This is a genomic window from Niastella caeni (assembly GCF_004834005.1).
In the GTDB taxonomy this organism is placed as follows: domain Bacteria; phylum Bacteroidota; class Bacteroidia; order Chitinophagales; family Chitinophagaceae; genus Niastella; species Niastella caeni.
This window is the reverse complement of the sequence record NZ_STFF01000008.1, coordinates 256962-278849: the sequence shown is the minus strand read 5'-3', so window position 1 is coordinate 278849 and position 21888 is coordinate 256962. Positions and strand designations below refer to the sequence as shown.

Genomic DNA, 21888 nt, shown 5'->3' with positions numbered 1-21888 from the left:
AAGACAAACACCTATGCGGAAAGAGAAAGAGCATCATTCCGTCACCACAATTTTTTGAGTAATAGCTGTTTTGTTGTCTTTTACTTTTATAAAATAAGTACCTGCCTGTAAGGTTTGGGTATCAATATAACCAGTACCTGCAAACCGAAGTATTCTAATTATTTTTCCCGAAATATCAACCAAAGTAATATCTGTTGTTTCGCCTGAATTCGTTTGCAGCCTGATGCTTTGCCCTTTCTTTACAAGCGTTGGCTGAATTTTTAAAGTATATACTGCTACATCTGCCACCTCTGATTCTACTCTTGCCCCGCTGGTAATAGTTATATTAAATACATCAGTGACACAAGTGCCCGAAGTGTTGTCTGATACGGTATACCTGGTATTGGAAGTAGGACTTACAGTTATGCTTCGGGTAGTAGAACCATTAGACCATCTATAGGTCCCTGAAGGCCATGATGCCGTTAATGTGGTTGGCCTGCCTGAAGCAATAGACAAATTCGTAGTCTTTTTTACATCTTTCATAATGGTAAACCTGTCCCAAACAGTGCCATTCATTCTAATGAATTTATGATCGAGCCGGTTTTCCTGCACTTCGATATAGGTCATACCGCCATCATTGACCGACCAGGGCATTGCATTATGCGGATAACCACTCTGTGTGCCACCGCTGGCGCCCGCAGAGCCCGACACAACATACACCGTTCCATGGTTAGCTCCTGCAGCAGGAAAATAAGGACAGGAATTAGAGCTGCCATCGTATTTACCACTGCTGCTGCTTTTTGTATGGGCGCTTACGCTGAATGAAGACTCATTGCTATAATATCCATTCAAAAAATAAGAACGCTCATAATCATGGCTATGCCCGCAGAGAATAACATCAACGCCCAGGCGCTCAAGAATGCGAATAAACCGCTGGCGAATATTAACCAGCTCTGACGAATTGTCGGAATTATGACTGCCCATTGTATAAGGCGGATGGTGCCAGTAGGCAATGGTCCATTTTTTTGTATTAGCCGCAAGATCTTTCTTTATCCAGGTCACTTGTGCACCTGAAGTGTCAAACAGGCGGGTGGTGCCGCCATTTTCTTTTCCATAAGAATCCAATGCCAGGAAGTGAACATTGCCGATATCGTAGGAGTAATATCTTTCATTGCCGGAAGGCACACCACCGCATTCTGCATTGGCGGGCAGCGAAAAGATGTTGAAGTAAGGAACATTGTGGCTTGCCTGGTTTGAAGAACTATTGGCATAGTCATGGTTGCCCAGGACGGGGTATAGCTTATGATTTTTTAATATTGTATTACCATACGCATTGAAGAAATTGCTTGTGTATTCTGCATCTGTTCCATCATTGTACGCGTTATCGCCCAGCAATAACCATGCATCTGCAGCATCCAGACCATTATTAGCAAGATAATTCCTATAGGCAGTGAGTGTATTGGACTGATGCCCCAGGCTATTTCTGCCACAATCACCAAAAGCTGCAATGCGTATCTTTCTTGCAGTGGTTGGCGGTGGAACTGTGGTAAAATAATTATCGTTGGCACTCTGTAATTTTTGTGAAGAACTGCCAAAGCGGTAATAATATTTGGTATCAGCAGCAAGGCCGGTGATGCGAACTTCGTGTTCGGTGGTTACAGTAGCATTGGTGGCAGATAAAGTATATGTACCGTATGTAGTGCCCACTTCAATTTTTGAATCGGTAGCAACATTGGTTCTCCAGCGAAGGGTAGCAGCATTTTGATTACCCATTTGCAGGTAAGGCCCGCGGGTCAGCAGTGCTGATGTTCCGCCCGACGATTGAACGGTAAAGTTCCAGGTTGTTGCATTGCTGATACCTGCATAATTATTGTTTGCATGGTCTTTGAAAGCGCCTGCAGCTATTTCGATATTTACTCCTGCACCACTGGCAAAGTCTGCCGGGTTAATGGTGGCAGAATTTCCAGAAACGGTTACGTTGGAATTTGTTACACCAATGGTTTGCCTGAGAACACCGCCTTCTTTTACTAAAATATTGCCGCTGCCTTTTTGAATGTTTTCACTGAATGTAAGAACGAGGTTGGCAGTTCTGGATATATCGGTAGCATTATCTTCTGGTGAATAGGTGCTTATAATAGGCGGTGTTACATCAGGCCCGCCTGTACCTGAGTCGTTGCCGGTCAATTCAAGATCAAAGGTGATATCATTACTTGTTGGCTTCCTCTGGTGAATTTCCACAGCTATTACATTGGTCCCTGTAACTAAAGAACCAGTTGCCAATGTGGTGGAGAACCATGTATAGCCATCATCGCTGGCAGTGGTAGATGCCCAGGTATTGTACGCAATGGTTCCCGAGGGCATGTTGTTCCTGTATTCTTCCTCACCATTTATATATACTACGATGCCGTCATCTCTCCTCACACGCAAAGTATAATTGGAAAGGTTAGATGCATTCGAAATAGTCTTTCTGAAATAGGTCGTTGTGTACCTGTTGCCGGAAGGGCCACCGTTTACAACGGTGGCTTCATCGCCATGGCCATAGCCTAATAGCGCAGGGCCCGATTTCCAGCTTCCGTCATTGAAAGAAGTGGTTCGCCAGGCAGTACCCTGGTTACTTCCATTGTCGAGGTATTTCCAAATTGAACCAGATGGAACCAGTGCCGTTTGTGCCAATACATTATTGACATAAAACAACAAAGCAAAAGTGTAGATGATCTTTGTCATAGTTATTGGTGGTTGGTTTTTAATGGATCTGTTTTAGGATCAAACACTTGAGTTAAATGACCCAACTGTTGTGTTTAAAGATTAAGCCAATATCACTTCCCTGAGGTGATATAAAACCGCTACTCCTGTATAATTTTTTGATCTTTGTTCCGGGGTCTTTTATTGTGAACTGCCAATAGTGTACTGCGTTCCGGATTTAAACCGAATGAGCCGGCCATTTTTGTTTTTGTAATGGATCCTGAAATGAGAATTTTTGTTTCAGTGTGACTATAACAACAAGATGGTTGCTTGAAAAAATTCTTTTAAATGAAGGTCGTTATGAAAGCATTTAAATATACGTAACATTTTTTTCAGAAGAGAATTGAGTTTAATGCTGATCTCTCAGAACTTCAACAAAAACCGTGGATGAAAAGTCAGGGATCTTTGCTTTTCGGGGGGGTAAACAGGAATTTTAGCCATAAATGCACCATATGTAAGGAGAAGAAGTATCTTCGCCACCGCATGCAAGGCTTGATTTATTACATTTCTTTACCGTTTATCTATTTACTTTCCCTTCTGCCCTTTCCAATCTTATACAGGGTTTGTGATGGGTTCTATTTTGTCCTCTATTATGTTATTGGCTATCGCAAAAAAGTAGCCATGCAAAACCTTCGTAATTCCTTCCCCGAAAAATCGGAAGCCGAAATAAAAAGATTGTGCAAGGATTTTTACCACTACCTCTGCGATCTATTCCCCGAGAGTTTTAAAACACTTACGATCAGCCGGTCGTCTATGTTAAAACATTGTACTTTAAGCCCGGCGGCAAAGGAAATTTTCGACCGCTATCACCGCGAAGGGAAAAGCATCATTCTTGTTATGGGGCATTACGGCAATTGGGAATGGGCAGGCAATACCTTCAGCCTCCTTTGTAAACATCAATTGTTTGTGGTATATCATCCGCTCGCCAATACATATTTCAACGGATTGATGATCCGCATGCGTACCCGTTTCGGTACCGGACTTATTGCGATGAGAGAAACCTATAAAGACATGGTGAGGCACAAGGCAATGGTCAGCGCCACTGCATTTATTGCCGATCAAACGCCACCGCCGGAAACTGCATTCTGGACAAACTTTCTAAACCAGGATACACCCGTATTCCAGGGAACGGAAAAAATTGCAAAAAAAATGGGTTATCCCATTGTATATATAACAATAAAGCGGTTGAAAAGAGGTTATTATAACATTCTGGCTGAAGTATTGTCGGAAGACTCTAAAAATACCGCTGACGGAAAGATCACAGAATTACACACCGCCAGACTGGAAAAAGATATACGAGAACAACCAGAAATTTGGCTTTGGACACATAAACGATGGAAGCACAAACGCCCGGCAGAAAATAAATAAATTGTTTAAAAATCCCTTTAGATCCAAGACATGCAAAAAAAACCGGGCAGGGAGTTGATCCTTGCAACAAAACCATTTGCTAAAGAAATCGCGTGGAAAAGCTGGTACTACACCCTGTCCACGCTTATGATCCTGATCACTTTTTTCTCAGGCATCTATTTTTTGGATAATATCTTCCTGCGGATTGCCTGCAGTCTTGCCGCCGGCCTCACCATGGTTCGCATGTTCGTGATCTACCACGATCACCAGCATCATACCATTCTGCACCGGTCATTGCCCGCAGATATACTTTTCAAATTGTACGGCATTTTTATACTTGCGCCAACCAGCATATGGAAGCGCTCGCACGATTACCATCACAACCATAACTGTAAATTATTCAGCGCCAGCATCGGGTCATACCCGGTTATGACCAAACAACGGTTTCTGCAAGCTTCCAAAGCAGAGCAGCGGGCCTACCTGGCCATCAGGCACCCACTGACCATTTTCTTCGGCTATATTACTATGTTCATTTTCGGCATGTGTGTGCGCTCCTTTGTTAGTGCGCCCAAACGTCATTGGGATTCACTGATCGCACTTATAGTTCATCTCAGCATTAGTGTATTGATCTTTGTTTACCTGGGCTGGCTCACCTGGCTGCTGGCTGCCGTGGTGCCATTTATGCTGGCCTTTATGATAGGCTCGTATTTATTCTATGCACAGCATAATTTTCCGGGCGTAACCTTCCGTGAAAAAGATGAGTGGTGCTACGAGGAAGCGGCCATGTCGTCGAGCAGCTACATGGTCATGAACCCCTTCTGGAAATGGGTTACAGCGAATATCGGTTACCATCATATTCATCATATCAATTCCCGCATTCCGTTTTACCGCCTTCCCGAAGTAATGGCCAGCATTCCGCAATTGCAGGAGGCAAAAACAACCACATTGAACCCGTTAGATATCGTAGCCTGTTTTCGGTTGAAAGTATGGGATCCGAAAACGAATTCCATGGTTGGAATTAAATAGTTATTTTATTGATAATGGTCAAAATGGTATGGCTGAAGGATATTATTCAGCTAAATATAAACTGCAATGTTTAAGCTTTTACTTTTTTTTCTTCTTCGATGATTTGGCCTTTTCATTAAAGGCCAAACACAAATTGACCCAATATTCAAAATCTGCTTTTCTTGCAAAGCCGGCAGGGTGAATATAGCAGTAACCCTTATACTCTTTACCTTTCATGATCATAGGCTGAAAGCCGTTCTTTTCAGCAACTTCTTCCTGCAAAACAGGATCAAACCGGCACATCAGGTTCTCTCCGCTTACACTAACACACATTTTGTCATTGATCATGAATGTTAGCCCCCTGAACATTTCCTTTTCTTCAATTTTTAGTTTGGGGAACTGCACAAGGTATTCCCTGATCCTGTCAACAAGTTTTAGATCATAGGCCATATAAAGGTTAATTTGAGGCAAAAGACGGAAAAATCAGGAAAGGGCTCAAAAAATTTATCAGCAGTAGTAAATCATGTCTAACTATGCCAGGTTTGTTCATATCTGGCGGCAGGAAAAAGGTCAATGGAAGATCACCAGGGTGATCAGTCTTCATTAACTCAAGTGTACGTCAGGTAAACAAACAAAACCTCTGAGTTATCCCAGGCAACGCAACACAACCAAACATATTACAATTATTTTAATGTAGATAACTCACCTAACGCTTATCAATATTTACTGCGTAAATTTATAGCACGACCATATTTTCTTCCCTGTCCATTGAATATCCGGTAGTAAACATTTTTTCCGTATAAAAATACCTTATGCGACTGGTTTGTAGTGTACCTGCTATTGCAATAATGACCTTATTCCTGTTTCAAACAACCAATGCCCAGCTTTGCAGAGGCAGCCTTGGCGATCCGATTGTGAATATTACATTTGGCGCAGGCGCCAATCCCGGACAGCCGCTGTCTGCCGCCACCACCACTTATCAATATGCAGCCAATGATTGCCCCAGTGATGGCTCATATACAGTTCGCAACAGCACCTCCCAATGTTTTTATAATGAATGGCATTCCCTTTCAGCAGATCATACCGGCAATGCCAATGGTTATTTTATGCTCGTTAACGCAACCTATCAGCCCGGCGCTTTTTATTTAGAAACGGTTCGTGGACTTTGCAGTAACACTACTTTCGAGTTTGCTGCATGGGTAGCCAATGTGCATAAACCCACGGCCTGTTCAGGCAATGGCATTCAGCCCAATCTTACTTTTACCATCGAAAAAACCGACGGCACGGTTTTGTCAACCTATAATTCCGGTAATATTCCGCCAACGGCCAGCCCTGCCTGGCAACAGGTGGGATTCTATTTTACTACCCCGGTTGGCGTAACTGATGTGGTGTTGCGCATGGTGAACAATGCACCGGGCGGGTGTGGAAATGATATTGCCCTCGATGATATTACTTTACGCCCCTGTGGCCCCAATATTACCGCGTCTATTCTTGGCTTAACTTCCAACAACCAGGCCTTTTGCCAGGGAGAAGCGCATAGCTATACATTTACGGGTACAGTAATGGCAGGCTATGCCAACCCTTCTCTCCAATGGCAACAAAATATCAATGGCAGTGGCTGGGTTGATGTTCCCGGCGCTACTACCACTACCCTTCTCCAGGACTTTCCGGCCAGTATGATGGCCGGCACTTACCTGTACCGGCTTAGTGCAGTTGAAACCGGCAATATGGGTTCAACCACCTGCAGAACGGCTTCCAACCCTATATCCATTACTATAAACTCAAATCTTGCCACTACAGCTTCTGTTAATACCCCTGTATGCACAGGCGACAGCCTTATACTCACGGCAACAGGTGGCGCACAATATCAATGGACGGGGCCGGGCAGTTTTTCATCAACCAGTGCAACCGTGTCTATTAATAATGCACAACCAACACATTCCGGGAAATATTATGTAACGGTTACCAATGCGGGTGGTTGCATGAACCAGGATTCAGTAACGGTTACTGTTAATACTGCACCGCTGGCTACAGCAGCGCCTGCCATTTCCGACATATGCCAGGGTGTTGATGTTCAGTTAACAGCCAGTGGAGGCACCCGCTATCAATGGATTCCTGCGACCGGTTTATCCTCAGCAAATATTGACAATCCCATTGCCAGGCCAACAGATACCGTGAATTATACAGTTGTTGTATATAATGAATTCTCCTGCAGCGACACAGCCATGGTTACAGTAAATGTAGCCGCAAAGCCATATGCCAATGCAGGCCCCGATAAATCGATCTTTGAAGGTGAGGCAGCGCAACTGGAAGGCGTCGTTGAAGGAAGTGATATTTATTCCTGGTCACCTGTTTTAAATATGACCAACGCCCAATTGCTCAACCCGGTGGTAACGCCCCCAACCAACACAGACTACCTGCTTACCGTTGTTTCGGAGCTGGGCTGTGGTACTGCAACCGATACCATGCGTGTTTTTGTGTACAAAGATATTTTTGTACCCAATGCGTTTACACCCAATAATGACGGCAGGAATGACTCCTGGAATATTCCTGCATTAAATGCCCTGCCCAATTTTGAAGTAAGGGTTTTCAACCGCTATGGGCAGCTCGTTTTCAACACACGCAATATTAATAGAAGCTGGAATGGAAAATTTAACGGCACCGATCAACCTATCGGCACTTATGTATACCTGATCAATATAAATAATGGTAAGAGGATATTAAAAGGCCCGCTGCTGCTTATACGGTGATCGCGCTAAAACTGGCTTATTCAAACACGAAGTTCTTCCAAAAAATCAATATAAACCCTGGCTCAAATATAGGGTCGTTCTCCCCTGTTTCTATATTTCCCCTCCATGTTGCTAAATTTGAAGCAATTGCATAATATAATTTTTTATATTACTTTCGGCTTCCGTTCGGGTTTAGAATCAGTGAATGCCGCATCATCGGCAATGCCCCAATCTTATATATAAAAAATGCATCAACAACGCGGTGAAAAGAAGTGTAAAATTGTAATAAAAAACAACATGTTTCATTCCCTGAAAATCGGCATTACCTGTATAGCGAGTGTGATTATTGCCACGCTATGCCCCGCACAACAGAAAGCAATTGAGCCTGGCAAGATCTGGAATGATACAGAGGGCAACCCCATCAATGCGCATGGCGGAGGAATACTGTATCATAATGGCAGTTACTACTGGTATGGTGAAATTAAAAAAGGTAAAACCTGGCTGGTGCCCAACCCCAACTGGGAAAATTACCGGGTAAATGCCGGTGGCGTTTCCTGTTACTCATCAAAAGACCTGGTAAACTGGAAATATGAAGGCGTGGCGTTGCCCGCTAACACGACCGATTCCACGCATGACCTGCATACTTCAAAAGTAATTGAAAGGCCCAAGGTGATCTTCAATAAAAACACCGGAAAGTTTGTGATGTGGATGCATATCGATGCCGCCGATTACCGGTATGCCCGATCTGGTGTGGCTGTCAGTGATAATCCTGTCGGTCCATTTACATATCTCAGAAGTGAACAACCCAATGGCAATATGGCCAGGGATATGACCATTTTCCAGGATGATGATGGAAAAGCCTACCATTTTTACTCATCTGAAGAAAATGCTACCATGCACATCTGTTTGCTAAGCGATGACTATACCTCTCACACAACCACCGAAAAAAGAATTTTGATTGGTAAATCGCGCGAAGCGCCGGCAGTGTTTAAAAACAACAACAAATATTACCTGATCAGTTCCGGGTGCACAGGATGGAGTCCCAATCCCGCGGCCTATGCGGTGGCGGACAGTATTATGGGCGAATGGACAGCCGGCACCAATCCCTGCATTGGCCCCGGTGGTGAAAAAACCTGGGAATCACAAAGCACTTACGTGATCCCGCTGCAAGGCCATAAAAACAGTTACATCTTTATGGCTGACCGGTGGAACAAGACTGATCTTGAACACTCCCGTTATGTGTGGCTGCCTTTACTCATCAACAGCAAAGGCATTCCCGAAATAGTATGGAAAGACAGATGGAGCATTCCAAAGAAATAAAATGCTGATCTTCGGGAAAAACCCCGAAGGAGAGCCATATCGCAAATAGCAACGTCCCAAGCTTCAACGGTTTGGGATTTTTGCTTTGCATGCTGTCAAGTATTCTTGTTTATTATAACTCATTGATTCTTTCAACTTCAGAGTATGTATAGAGTATGTATAGAGTATGTATAGAGTATGTGTAGAGTATCTATAGGGAATGCATAGATTATCCATAGAGTATGTTGAATGTGTCAACGGGGTACTCAAAGGCTACGCTACCTGATCCTACAGCCCCTCCCTACCCTGTTTTAGTACCTTCCTTCCATCCGGCGGTTTTTTCTAAAAAATATTAAGCCCGATAGGTTGCTTTTCTGAATTCCGTTCATTAACTTTGAAATACAAAGTACTTTTAGAAGAATAAATAAACGGGTTGTACCAGGAATAGGCTCCCGAAAGGTGCGGGCTTTCATATTTTTTGCTTTCCGGTTTGGCAGGCATAATGGTTGGAATTTATCTATTGGCAGGAATCCCTATTTAGTGTTTGAACTTAATCCTGATGAAATAGTGAATAGCAACAGCACGCTATCGCTAGGTATTGACCAGGATTATTTTTTTGGTTTTACACTTTGAAATTCAAAGTTCTTTTAACTACATAACAATGTTTTATGAAAAATGAAATTTTAGCCAGTCTCGATAACCCGGCGCAGCTTGAAAGGCTGTACAGGACCAACAAATCAGCTTTCAAGCAGAACTTTAATGCTTTGTATCCGGAGCTTAGAGACAATACCCTTCTTAGTTTTTGGAATGAACGATTGAACTTCGTCAGGGAAGAAATTTCCTGGGGCAGCAGTAAGGAACTGGTATTTGTGATCCTTGCTTCTCTCCTCGCAGGCCTGATCGCAAAGCTGCCGGCCTTTATATATATCAATGAGGAATTTTTTTACTCCAGGAATGCCGGTTTTATCATCTTCCTGGCACTGTCTGCTTACTTTGCCTGGAAGAACAAATTACCAATTGCTAAAATTGCTTTTATAGCCGGTACCACCATCGTTGGTTTATTATTTATCAATTGGCTTCCTGATGATAAGAAAAGCGACACCTTAATATTATCGTGCCTTCATTTGCTCTTATTTCTATGGTCGATATTAGGTTTTGTTTTTGCCGGCGAGCAGAAAAATAACGTTGAGAAACGGCTCAGCTATTTAAGCTATAACGGCGACCTGGTAGTTATGACAACGCTTATTGTGATAGCTGGCGCCATCCTGAGCGGCGTAACCATCGGACTTTTCTCATTGATCGGCATAAATATTGAAAACTGGTACATGAAGAACGTCGTTATTTTTTGCCTTCCTGCCGTACCCATTATAGGCACGTACCTTACGCAAACCAATCCACAATTGGTAGGTAAAGTTTCACCGGTGATCGCTAAAATATTCAGTCCGCTGGTATTGGTAATGCTGGTAATTTACCTTATAGCCATCGTTTACTCGGGCAAAGATCCCTACAACGACCGGGAATTTTTAATGGTTTTCAATGCACTATTGATTGGCGTTATGGCCATTATTTTCTTTTCTGTTGCAGAATCATCCAAAACAACTAAAAGCCAGGCAGAGATCTGGGTGCTTGTTCTATTATCTGCTGTAACCATAATAGTTAATGGCATTGCCCTGTCGGCCATTTTATTCCGCATCTCGGCATGGGGATTTACCCCCAACAGAACTGCGATCCTCGGCGGCAATGTTTTGATCTTGATAAACCTGCTGTTAGTAACGGGGCAATTGATAAGGGTACTTTCAAAGAAGACCGATATAACCGGCGTTGGAAAAGTCATTACGTTCTATCTGCCAGTTTACCTGGTATGGTCAACCATCGTGACCTTTTTATTTCCATTCCTGTTCGGGTTTAAATAAAACCACACACTACCTCAATACCAGAAAATGAAAATAGATCTTATCATAGCATACGTACAGCGTTATGAATTCGGGCATGAAAGGGATTTCGTGCCGCCCATTACCGGGATTCATTTAGCAGCCATTACGCCTGTTGAACATGAAGTGAGGGTATTTCACCAACAAATTGACAAGATAGAGATGGATACCGACGCAGATGTGATCGCCATCTCCTTCTTTAGTGGTTTTGCCATAGCAGCTTACAACCTTGCTATTGAATTTCGGAGAAGAGGGAAAATACTGATAGCTGGTGGCCCGCACGTTACTTACTGTCAGGCAGAAGCGCTCACTTATTTTAACGCTATTGTTACCGGAGAAGCTGAAAATGTGTGGCCAACCTTGTTACAGGACATTGAACACGGCCGGTTACAGCGCGTGTATGCCGGAACCCCCTGTGACATGACCAGCCTGCCAACGCCCAGGTACGACCTGTTACCCAACAGGTTCTTCATTAAAAAAGTACTTCAGGCAACAAGGGGCTGCCCTTTCTCCTGTTCCTTTTGTACCGTTCCTTCATTGAACCCTGGTTTCAGGTTACGCCCTATTGAGGATGTAATACGCGATGCATCCTATGATAAATTCAAATACTGGTGGCAAAGAAAAATTGTTTGGTTCTGGGATGATAACCTCACCATTAAGCGCCCCTACATCAGGCAGCTTCTAAAAGAAATGATCCCCCTGAAAAAGTGGTGGCTAACCCAGGCCAGCATGGACATTGCAAAAGACCCGGAACTGCTTGACTTAATGAAAGCCTCCGGATGTATCGGGGTATTTTTAGGCATTGAATCATTTGGGGTTGAGTCCCTGGCAGATGCCAATAAGCGGCAAAACAAAATAGCCAATTACAAAACAGCAGTAAAAGAGATCAGAAAACGGGGCATTGCCGTTATGGCTGGTTTTATTGCCGGGTTTGACCATGATGATGAACAAAGCATCATCAATATGGCCGACCAGTTGATGGAGATCGGTATTGACGTGCCCTTTCTGAGTATCATGACCCCGTTCAGAGGAACGCCTATTTATACCAAACTTAACCAGGAAGGGCGGATATTACATGACAGGAACTGGAATTTTTACAACGGATATAACGTAGCGTTCAAACCTCAAAAGATCAGTGAGCACCAATTATTGCAGGCGCACAGAGCGTTATGGAAAAAGTCATTTTCTCCCCTGTATTCTTTCAAAAGGATCCTGCGTGGCGTATTCACTTTACGGTGGGGCGCCTTTCTTTTATCGTTCTTTATGAACTCCTTTTACGGTTATAAGCGAATGAGAAAAAATTATCCTATCGACATGAGCAAACGAAAAGACCTGAACAAATTGGTTGAACCGTCGGTAAGGACCTTTGGCAAAAATGCCATAGACTATGTGAAAACGTATAGCTAAAAGTTGAGATACTAAAACAAGGTGAATGTACTCCACCTAAAAAACGTTATCTTACTTTCATCTGATGCCTTTCGCCTTGTTTAAAATACAAACCTTATTTTCAATGCTTGCATCCACCCTGAACCGGCGGCGCCTTTTTCATTTTTTCTGTCTGATCATCTTGCCCGGCTTTTTCTTACCAGTAGAAGCCAAAACACATCATGTAGGCGCCCATCAAACCTATACCACGCTTACCCAGGCCGTGGCAGTAACGGTTCCCGGCGACACTATTATGATTCACGAAGGGAATTATGCCGGTGGCTTATCTTTCTTACACTTACAGGGAACCGCTGACAAGTGGATCTATATCATTTCCGCACCATCAGCAACGGTGATCTTTAATGGCGGCGCTAATTCCTGGCAAATGTCAGATGCGGCTTACGTGCAAATAAAAGGCATCACCTTTCAACAACAAACGGGAAATGGTTTCAATATAGATGATGGGGGATCGTATAGCACTCCTTCCCACCATATCGTTTTTGACGCCTGTACTTTTAAGGATATTAAAGCAAAGGGAAATAATGATCTCCTAAAAATGTCGGGGGTAGATTTCTTCGAGATCAAAAACTGCACATTCCTCAATGGGTCAGCAGGTGGAAGCGGCATAGACATGGTGGGTTGCCATGAAGGATTGATCAAAGGCAACCGGTTTGAAAACCAGGGAAGCAATTCCATCCAGGTAAAGGGCGGCTCAAAAAATATAAGGATAGAAGTCAATTTTTTCAGGAACGGAGGTCAGCGAACGCTTAATTTAGGCGGATCCACCAACCTGAAATATTTTCGTCCCCTCGATGCCCGGTATGAGGCTGCGGGATTAACGGTTTATTCCAATATCTTCATAGGGTCTGATGCACCTATTGCGTATGTTGGTTGTATTGAAACCGAAGTAATAAACAATACTATTTATCTTCCACAAAAATGGGTGATCAGGATCTTACAGGAAACGGTGGATACATCCCGGTTTTATGCATGCGGAAATAATACTTTTAAAAACAACATCGTATACCGTGACAGCCGGGTAAGCATCGACTGTAACATCGGGGCACATACCAATCCACAAAGCTTCAGCTTTTCTAATAACCTTTGGTATCATTCACAAAACCAGGCATGGACTGGTCCTGTTCTCCCTGTAAAAGATGTTAATGGTTTAATTGGTAAAGACCCGCTTTTTAACAATGCGGCTTCCGAGGATTTTACGCTGAGCAGGATGAGCCCTGCTGTGGGAAAAGGATATAATTCTACTTTGCTGAAGTAAGTAAAATATTAATTACAGGAAATATATTTTCTAATTCTAACAACACTACTCACGGGGAAATCAGGTCCTTTATAATCCACTCTAAAAGTTGAATTCGACTGGAGGTTTACATTAGTTGTTTGCTTCTCATAAGCGCTTATCCATATATTCAAATGTTGAACTAATTTCTCTATATCTCCGTTCAATGTATCAGGAATATGAGCGGAATTTTTTGAGATGAGATCCCTGATCTTAATATCATAATTGTATAATCTTTGCGCCAGACTTAGTATATGCTTTTTCTTATAAATATCATAGATAGTTTTGTTACTATCAAGCAAAATTCTAAGCGGTATAACAAATTCGTTACACACATTAAACTGATTTGGAGCCTTTTTAACAACTGGTTCTTTGCGTTCTGAAGCCTTGACTATGTCAGTCTTTTTTACAACCGGCTCTTTGCTTTCCGGATCCTTGACTATGTCAGCCTTTTTAACTTTGGCCGAGAAGTCAATAAATATGTTACAATCTCCACTTAAACTATCCCTTGAAAACCGTTTGTTTTTAACCCCATGAAAACTATCCGATTTAATATTAAAAAGAATTCCTTCTTTTACTTCATTAGCGGATACCCTAAATTCAAATCTTCCATTCTGTTCAGTTAATACAGAAGGGTGATTTATAGAAGGTATTATCAATGCATTCGGGATTGGTGAATTATCCTGCCAATAAACATGTCCGTGGATATTAGTATACCCCTCAGCATCTATACTCAGTTTATCACCTATTGTACCTGCTATATTTTTCCTGTTTGGGTCATTAAAACTTTTCGGGTATTCAAAGAATGCACAGGAAAGCAGAAGAAATATAGAACTTATGAAGAGGATAACCATTCCCCAAACAATGAATTTACCCGGGCCATTAAAATAACTGGTCTTATTTAAAGATGCTTTTGCCAAAACCAACAGAATGGTCATTAATGCAAGAACAATAATTGTTCCCCACACTCCAACTTCATTATTGATCTTAAAAGATTTATACAAGCCAATCACGGAGCCAATACCCGCTATTCCCAAGGCGTATTTCATAACCGGAACAGCTTTCGTTGCCTCTTTAATAACCGAGATAAAATTCATAATTATTATTGCTTTTTCTGAAGAAAGAAAAGTACCAGCGGTTGGAACCGACTGCGCAAACCGGTAATTAAATGTGCAACTTTTCAATTCAGGAAAAAACCGTTTTTTCACGGTAATTATCTGGCTAAATCGGTATCAATAGTAAACAAAAAAGCCCCCTGTAGAAACAGGAGGCCACGTGCTTATGATATATACAACAGTTTATTCTTTTATTATTTTTTGAATGGTTATTTGTTGTCCGTTTTTCACCCGCACATAATAGATGCCTCTGGCCAACCAGCGTAAAGAAATGGTACTGGTTGCCTGCACCAGGTTTTTAGCAATAACCATTGTCCCCTGCGAATTGTAGATCTGTACAGTGGCGCCATTATTCAACCAACCTACCCGTACCGTAAGTTGATCTCTTACCGGATTAGGATATATGATGACATCCGTATTTCCCGGGTTACCAGGCTTTGGACTTCCTGTGCTTACACAGGCGCCTAATTGACTACCCTGACATAAATAGGCATGTACTGCAGATGCGGCCACACATAGGGTTTTGCCATTGTGACAAACCAACACTTTATTGTTACGGTTTCCACATGACACATCCTGGGTTTTGATAACTACTGAAGCCGGGATATGACAGCCCTTTGCATCGGTAACCGTCACGGTATAAGTAGCGGCTGAACTTACAACTATGGATTGCGTTGTTTGCCCCGTACTCCATACATACGAATAAGGAGCAGTGCCGCCTGCCGGCTTCACCCTGATGGTAAGGCAGGAAGGGCCGTAACCCAGGTAAATGGTATTCTTTGCAATGCCTGAAGTGTTCATCGCATACACATCAGGAATGGTAGCCGTTACAGGCACCGGATTGGTATCATCACAATCTGTATTGCTGGCAACGCCACAGGCAACAGGTGCGCCTGCGCCTGAACCATCGCCATCATTATCTGCATACAAAACGCTGCTGTCGTCACAGTCTGTATTGTTCTCTGCATAACCAGCCGGAGCAACAGCGGCCGGGATCCATTTCGTTACAGTAGAACCAAACCCGTCATTATCGCTGTCGACATAATAAAGCTTGTTCACTGTTAATTTTTGCACCACAGGTGCCGCGGCTGCATAGCGGGTATCCCCTGCCTGTATGGCGGTGATATCGGTGGTGCCGGCGCCTGTAATATGAACCATCCCATTTGTAATTACAGCCACGTTTTCATTGGAAGACGTATAAGACACCGGCAAACCAGATGAAGTGACGGCAACAGCATCAAAGTCACTGTCGCTAACCGTTTTCTCGGCCAGTGCATTGAATGTAATTACCTGTTCTTCTTTCATTGCTTCTGAAATTTCAAAAGCATTCAATGCCCTGTTATAAATTTTAAATTCATCTACTGAACCTTTTAACAGCGGGTCGTTCCATTGCGATTTACCAATATAGTTTTGATTGGTATTGCCCAGATCAGCAGGTTTAAGGGTTACTGAATTACTTGATGTTACCAATTCACCATTGATGAACAAACTAACGGTACTGCCCGATTGGGTTATGGCAAAGTGCGTCCAGGTATTTAACGGGAAAGCATAAGGATAACTGAGCGATTGTTCTCCACTGCTGTTCCTAATGCCATACCGGATGGTTGAGTTGCCGCCGCTAACACTGGCCTGCACCGTAAGGAACATGTAATTATTCGTTCCTGTACCGAAATCAAATACGCGCATCCAGGTAGACAGTGCATCCATTTTTACCCAGGCAGCTATGGTAAAATCATTTAAAGATGTAAGTATTCCTTCACCCAGTGTTACATAAGAAGTTGCCGTACCATTCAGCTTCACCGCATTGGCCGTATACCCGCTATCGCGTACGGCAGCAGCAGCCAGCGTTCCGTGATAACCACCCCAGCTATCTTCTGCGAATGAACCTGTGCTTTCATTAAAACTAACGTACAGATGGCGGCCTGCTACCGGCTTGCCCGGCAATACCGCCGTTTCAGGACTGCGTCCTGCTCCGTTATGCGCAACTACTTTGTAATAATAGGTAGCGCCATTCACAACAGTTGTATCTACATACCGCACCGCATCTACATTGGCTGCAATGGTGTCATAAATACCATTCTCTGATTCGGCACGCAGGATATCATATACTGCGTCGTAAATAAAATCCCAGGTTACCGTTATTTTAGCATCGCCGGAAGCAATATGCGGGTTTTGAACACCTGCTGGTGCAACCAGGTCTTTCGTGCGCAATTCCAGCACAGTTGAGTTTACGCTTTCCCCGGCTGAATTTAAAGAGGTAACCACATAGTAATAATTTGTAGCGGGGGTAAGGTTTTCATCGAGATACTCCATTTTGGTGGTGCGTGGCGAAATGATGGTATCGAAAGGCCCGCTTGCATTGAGCGATCGCTTCAGGTTATAGGAGCGCGCATTCGCTGCGGCATTCCAGTTCAATTTGATCTTTGTTGCTGCCAGCACTTCTCCTGTAAGGCTCGATGGGGCTACCGGAGCGGCGTCTGACACTACATCGTAAGTGGTTGAATAAACAAACTGATCGCCGGTGAGGTTAAACGCTTTTACCCGGTAGGTGGCTTTGGCATACACACTATCTATATACGATACCGTACCGCCAAAAGCATAACCGGTAAATTCCTGAACAGGTTCAAAGGCTGTATCTCTGCCGTCAATTTTTCTTTCCAGGATATATTTGGAACCGTTTTCTCCATTTAAATCCTTCCAACTGAGCGTAACCTTAAAATAATCGTCGCTGTTAATAGAACCTGAAAGCGGCGCACTTACCAGTTTCCAGTTATGCACAAAGGCTCTTTGCGGGTTGTAGGCAAAATCAGATTTATTAGCGGCATAATACTTACCGGCAGGCGTAAGCGTATCAGCCAACACCATGGCCCTTTTATTTTCTACCCAATCATAAATGGCGTACCGTTCAACAAAAGAGGTTGTATCCAATACCTGCAAAATGCCTTTCATATCGTTTAATTGCTTCTCGAATTGCGCCTGTTGATCCGTTGGCCAGCTTTCGGTAGTCCAGTTGGCGCCATTGTTCCATTCTGTGATCCAGAGCGGTCGTTTAACCCGGTCGTAAATGCTTTTTAACTGCGAGTACCATTGCTGCGGTGTTAACCCGCCCCAATAAGCATGGATGGCTACAAAGTCAACGCGGTAGTTGAGTTGATCGCATTTAGCGAGGAACTCAGTTATCCAACTGTTATGCGGACTCGCCGGTGCCGGAGAGCCAATGCGCAGTCCCGATTTCATCATCTCGGGCCATTGTGCAAAGGCCTGGTCTACGGTCATGTTCGCCTGATCCGGACGGTCGGGTTCATTAAAGCCAAGCAGATGGTTTACATTCTTTTTGTTATTAATATCCGTCCAGGATGGCCAGCCTCCATGTTGCCTGATGATGGTATAATCATAATTGGAAGCAGAAGATCCGGCAATGTTCCAGTCGTAATACCAGGTACAATTTATTTTAGCCGGAGACCAGCCCGCTTTTCCTTTTTTGCTGATCCAGTCCCACCGAAATATGCGGATAAACGAAACGGAGTCTAAACCCTGTGGCATCGTATTCACAATAAGATCATCGTCATTGGCAATGAAAACGCGGCTGTAGCCCGAACCATCTGGGTTGTTTGCCAGTGTGGCCATATAGCCTCTGCGCAGTTTGAAAGACCTTATTTTGTTATTGAAACTATCCAGGTTATTATGATAGGTTTCTATTTCAAAAGCTTTTGTATTTCCTGAAAGATTTGGGCCTGTAAATACTTCCAACGCCTTTGCAGAAGTTGCATTGCCGTTTGGAATAACGGCCGTTCCATTTTTATAAATAGCTATTCGCACCGTGGGATTGTTGGAAGCCGGCACGCCGTTAATGGTAACTTTATTAAGCCAGTTTGCTATTACATCAGATGGTTTTATATTGTCGAAGAACAGCCACGCATCTTCCGAATTCAATTCAACGGTAGAATTGATCAATGGCGCATAATCTCCGGTAAGGTGCAGATCGGTTTTTCCCGGTACAACAAAATTGGTATTGAAGGTGGGCAGAAAAGAGGCTACCCTATCTGTAATAGTTACCTGCTGGGTTGGCCCGGGAACAATGCCTGCAGGCGCATACGCTCCTGCTTCGAAGGTTGCCGAGCTTATTTCCATATCAACCGCACCGGAAGGATAGTTTTTTCCAAAGATGAACCTTGGATTGATCTCCATTTTATTTAACGATAATTCTCCGATCGAAAACAGTCCCCAGTTGCCGTTAATAGTTAAATAATACGTGCCTGCTTCCTGGGAAGTAAAAACAAAGCTTTCCCGGTTCAGCACCCTGGTACCATTGGTTGTAATTACCTGGGAAGCAATTCTTCCACTGGTAGCGGTTGTTTTACCTATGCCAACCGTCATGGTTCTGCTGCCTGTTGCATTGGTAAGGTAAGCATGCAGCATAGAGAAATCGTACGTGGTATTCGCTTCGAGCGTTACCGGGTAACTATATACTGTATTTTGAATACCACTTCCATCCCATCTTATGAAAAGGAGCCGGCCAGTATAAGTAGCGCCGTTGTATGTGTGCAGGTTTCCACCCGATGAGGCGTTTACATCCATGTACCTCGATGTACCGGCGGTAGTAGAATTGGCAGTGGAAAATAAGGTGGTAGATGTAGTTCCCGTATATGCCCATCCATAATCACTGGGCCTGCCGGTGTTATTAGGTGCAGTGCCCGCCCAGTTAGGGATCAGCGTGGGCCCTTTTACCGTATTCAGCAATTCATTCGTTTCCACCCCGCCTGCAATATCTTTTACTGTTGACAAGGGTTGGGTGAGAATATAGGCTCCGTTTTGATAAATGTAGGCGGAGTCATTATTGACAGCTACCCGTATGGTATGATACTGGCCGCCGTTGGAAGCTGTCAACGACCTGGCAGCGGTTAAGGGCGATGTCAGTTTCAAGGTAGCAGCGTCTAATGATAGCCTGAACCCTTTTACCTTATCATTACGGGCTTCAATATCAAGTCCGCGCCCGGTAGCAGCATTTACTTTTGCCACCACTTCCAGGGTGTAATTACTGGGTATAGCCTGTTGCTTTACAACAGTATCTTCCTGCGAAGCATTGGTAAATGTTCTTCCCGAAAACAGCGTTTCGCTGAGGGTTTGTTTTACGGGTAAATTGGGAGCCTGGGCTGTAACTTTTAAACTAAAGATGATAAACAGTACAAAAAGTAAATACCTGAGTGGGTGACTCATAAAGCAAGCATTGGTTAAGTAATAATTGTAGTATCGGACACAAAAGCGACACAAATTATACTTAACCAAAAGAGCCTTCAGGGGGATAATTCGCACAATAATGGGGTGATTCTGGTAAATACTGCCCTTTCAATGGCGCCCTTTTCCAATACAATAAATGGCAACAATACCAAAGCCCATTACTACCAGGTAACTTATAAAACCGATCGCGTCAATTTGACCTTTATTCTTTGTCTATCACGGCCTTCCATATTCCTGCTGTCCCTGGAAACCCATTACCCACGGCCCAAATTCCAGGCGGCATGAAGCCCGATCGGGAAAGCAATTCCTTTAGTTCTGCTGCGCTTTTTTGCATGCATTAACATTATATCATATTTATTTATTATAAATATTTGCAGGAAATTTCAGAAGAAACTGAAATGAAAATCAGCCTTAACAAGTTTTAATAATTTACGGGGGTTGTCTTCCTGCTATTTTCTTGTTATTTTAACGCAAAAAATCCCCTATAAAAATGAAAAATGTGCTTATCGTTTTTACAGTACTTGTGACACTGGTATCGTGCAGTAAAAGCGATAATGACAATCCGGCGCCGCCCACTCCCCCCTCTCCTACCGACTCAACAGGTACGACGCCTGTTACCCCTGCCAGTAAACGCTGGTTGTTAACGTATGTTGATGCCTGGAACAGCTTTAATTACAACATGGAACTGCAATATGACTCCAGCAGGCATTTAAAAAAGATCAAAGTAAGTCAACTGCTTGCGGAGTTCAATGTGTATCATAAAGACGACACCATTAATCATATTGTTTATGCTGGAAGCTACGGAGCCAAATCTTCCGCTATTTTTTTGTATCGATCCGATAAAAGATGCCATAAAGTGATCTACAAAAAAAGAGTGTATACTTATAACTATCCACCCGGCGGGCTAGACGATAGCAATCCCTATTTTTCCAATACCACAGATGGTGAGTTTGATAGGATTGATTCGTTGGTGTATTCATCTACCAACCAGTTAACAGAAGTATGGCATAAATCGTATGGTGAAGTTATGCTGCACAAGTTTATATATACCGACCTGCAAAAAACGGCGCCAGAAAGAGCGGAAACTTATGTAACGGATGGACAGGGCAACTTTCCCTTAAGATATAAAGTACTTCTCACCACGAATGACCAGGATTACCCTGGCTATCAATTTTTATGGGTATACCCGTTTATCAATCATTTACTGACGGTTCACGCTACTCTAGGTATTCGAATGCCTGTGACGCCCTATGATACACCGGCCTATTCAGCATCGATGATGGTGCTGATTCAGAAATGCATTACCAAACACGTTACTTATAATTACTATTCACCTTCCAGTATTGAAACCAGCAGTGACTTTAGTTATTTTTATAGCGCCGATTCCACCTCTTTTACCGGCCGTTATGTAATGACGGATGCCGGTTTTCCGAAATTCAAATACCTGTTTAAAAAATTCTGATAACTAACGCTGTAACAATAATGATGGGTAACCGAAAGTGAATTGGCTGCCGGTTGAATGCCATTCAACCCTTTCATAAACGCTTTGCACCCCATGAGCAAAAAAACGGTAGTTGCAATTTTTTTGCACCGTAGCTTAATCATTATTCTACACACTTATCAGCCAAAATTGCACGTTTATCGCCCAAAACAACACGCTTATTAAGTATATATATGATTATATAAATTTCTGTTTTAGATTTACGCCGGAACACACGTCAAAAATATTCTATCACTGTATTTCCGGGTTCTTCAGATTTATATTTCTATAAAAACTGAACACC

General features: G+C 43.2%; 12 protein-coding genes. 8 read left to right on the top strand and 4 right to left on the bottom strand.

Going from position 1 to position 21888, the window contains the following annotated elements; genetic code table 11:
• Positions 1–33: 33 nt before the first annotated feature.
• Positions 34–2703 carry a metallophosphoesterase gene (locus tag FAM09_RS24590; protein WP_136579817.1) on the bottom strand — a complete coding sequence of 890 codons (2670 nt, stop codon included), beginning with the start codon at positions 2701–2703 and terminating at the stop codon, positions 34–36.
• A gap of 405 nt (positions 2704–3108) precedes the next feature.
• Here FAM09_RS24590 and FAM09_RS24585 point away from each other — a divergent pair, with 405 nt between their 5' ends.
• Both FAM09_RS24585 and FAM09_RS24580 read left to right on the top strand, forming a co-directional pair.
• Positions 3109–4089, top strand: coding sequence for a lysophospholipid acyltransferase family protein (locus tag FAM09_RS24585; RefSeq protein ID WP_136579816.1), 981 nt, complete (start codon positions 3109–3111; stop codon positions 4087–4089).
• 30 nt (positions 4090–4119) lie between these two features.
• Positions 4120–5094 (top strand): fatty acid desaturase family protein, encoded by a 975-nt coding sequence (locus FAM09_RS24580; protein WP_136579815.1) that lies wholly within the window; start codon positions 4120–4122, stop codon positions 5092–5094.
• Between the two features lie 78 nt (positions 5095–5172).
• On the opposite strand, the gene FAM09_RS24575 is transcribed toward FAM09_RS24580, so the two are convergent.
• Complete coding sequence (locus tag FAM09_RS24575; protein WP_136579814.1) at positions 5173–5523, bottom strand: TfoX/Sxy family protein; 351 nt, start codon at positions 5521–5523, stop codon at positions 5173–5175.
• 362 nt (positions 5524–5885) lie between these two features.
• On the opposite strand from FAM09_RS24575, the gene FAM09_RS24570 reads away from it, so the two are divergent.
• The 5 genes from FAM09_RS24570 to FAM09_RS24550 all read left to right on the top strand — a co-directional run bounded on the left by FAM09_RS24570 (position 5886) and on the right by FAM09_RS24550 (position 13733).
• Positions 5886–7823: a T9SS type B sorting domain-containing protein gene (locus FAM09_RS24570; RefSeq protein ID WP_136579813.1), complete on the top strand. Its 1938-nt coding sequence runs from the start codon at positions 5886–5888 to the stop codon at positions 7821–7823.
• Positions 7824–8048: 225 nt separating this feature from the next.
• Positions 8049–9122, top strand: a complete 1074-nt coding sequence (locus FAM09_RS24565; RefSeq protein WP_208025651.1) for a glycoside hydrolase family 43 protein — start codon at positions 8049–8051, stop codon at positions 9120–9122.
• A gap of 647 nt (positions 9123–9769) precedes the next feature.
• Positions 9770–11014, top strand: a complete 1245-nt coding sequence (locus tag FAM09_RS24560; RefSeq protein WP_136579812.1) for a DUF4153 domain-containing protein — start codon at positions 9770–9772, stop codon at positions 11012–11014.
• A 27-nt stretch (positions 11015–11041) separates the two neighbouring features.
• Entirely contained in the window at positions 11042–12439 is a 1398-nt protein-coding gene (locus tag FAM09_RS24555) for a B12-binding domain-containing radical SAM protein (RefSeq protein WP_136579811.1), read from the top strand.
• A gap of 103 nt (positions 12440–12542) precedes the next feature.
• Entirely contained in the window at positions 12543–13733 is a 1191-nt protein-coding gene (locus FAM09_RS24550; protein WP_166437260.1) for a right-handed parallel beta-helix repeat-containing protein, read from the top strand.
• An 8-nt stretch (positions 13734–13741) separates the two neighbouring features.
• Here FAM09_RS24550 and FAM09_RS24545 read toward each other — a convergent pair whose 3' ends face one another.
• The gene (locus FAM09_RS24545) at positions 13742–14959 is read right to left on the bottom strand and encodes a hypothetical protein (protein ID WP_136579809.1); all 1218 of its coding nucleotides are present in this window, start codon (positions 14957–14959) and stop codon (positions 13742–13744) included.
• Between the two features lie 90 nt (positions 14960–15049).
• A complete protein-coding gene (locus tag FAM09_RS24540) occupies positions 15050–20083 on the bottom strand; it encodes a LamG-like jellyroll fold domain-containing protein (RefSeq protein WP_136579808.1) in 5034 nt (1677 codons plus the stop codon).
• Positions 20084–20594: 511 nt separating this feature from the next.
• Here FAM09_RS24540 and FAM09_RS24535 point away from each other — a divergent pair.
• Positions 20595–21566 (top strand): hypothetical protein, encoded by a 972-nt coding sequence (locus FAM09_RS24535; RefSeq protein ID WP_136579807.1) that lies wholly within the window; start codon positions 20595–20597, stop codon positions 21564–21566.
• The last annotated feature ends 322 nt before the right edge of the window (positions 21567–21888 follow it).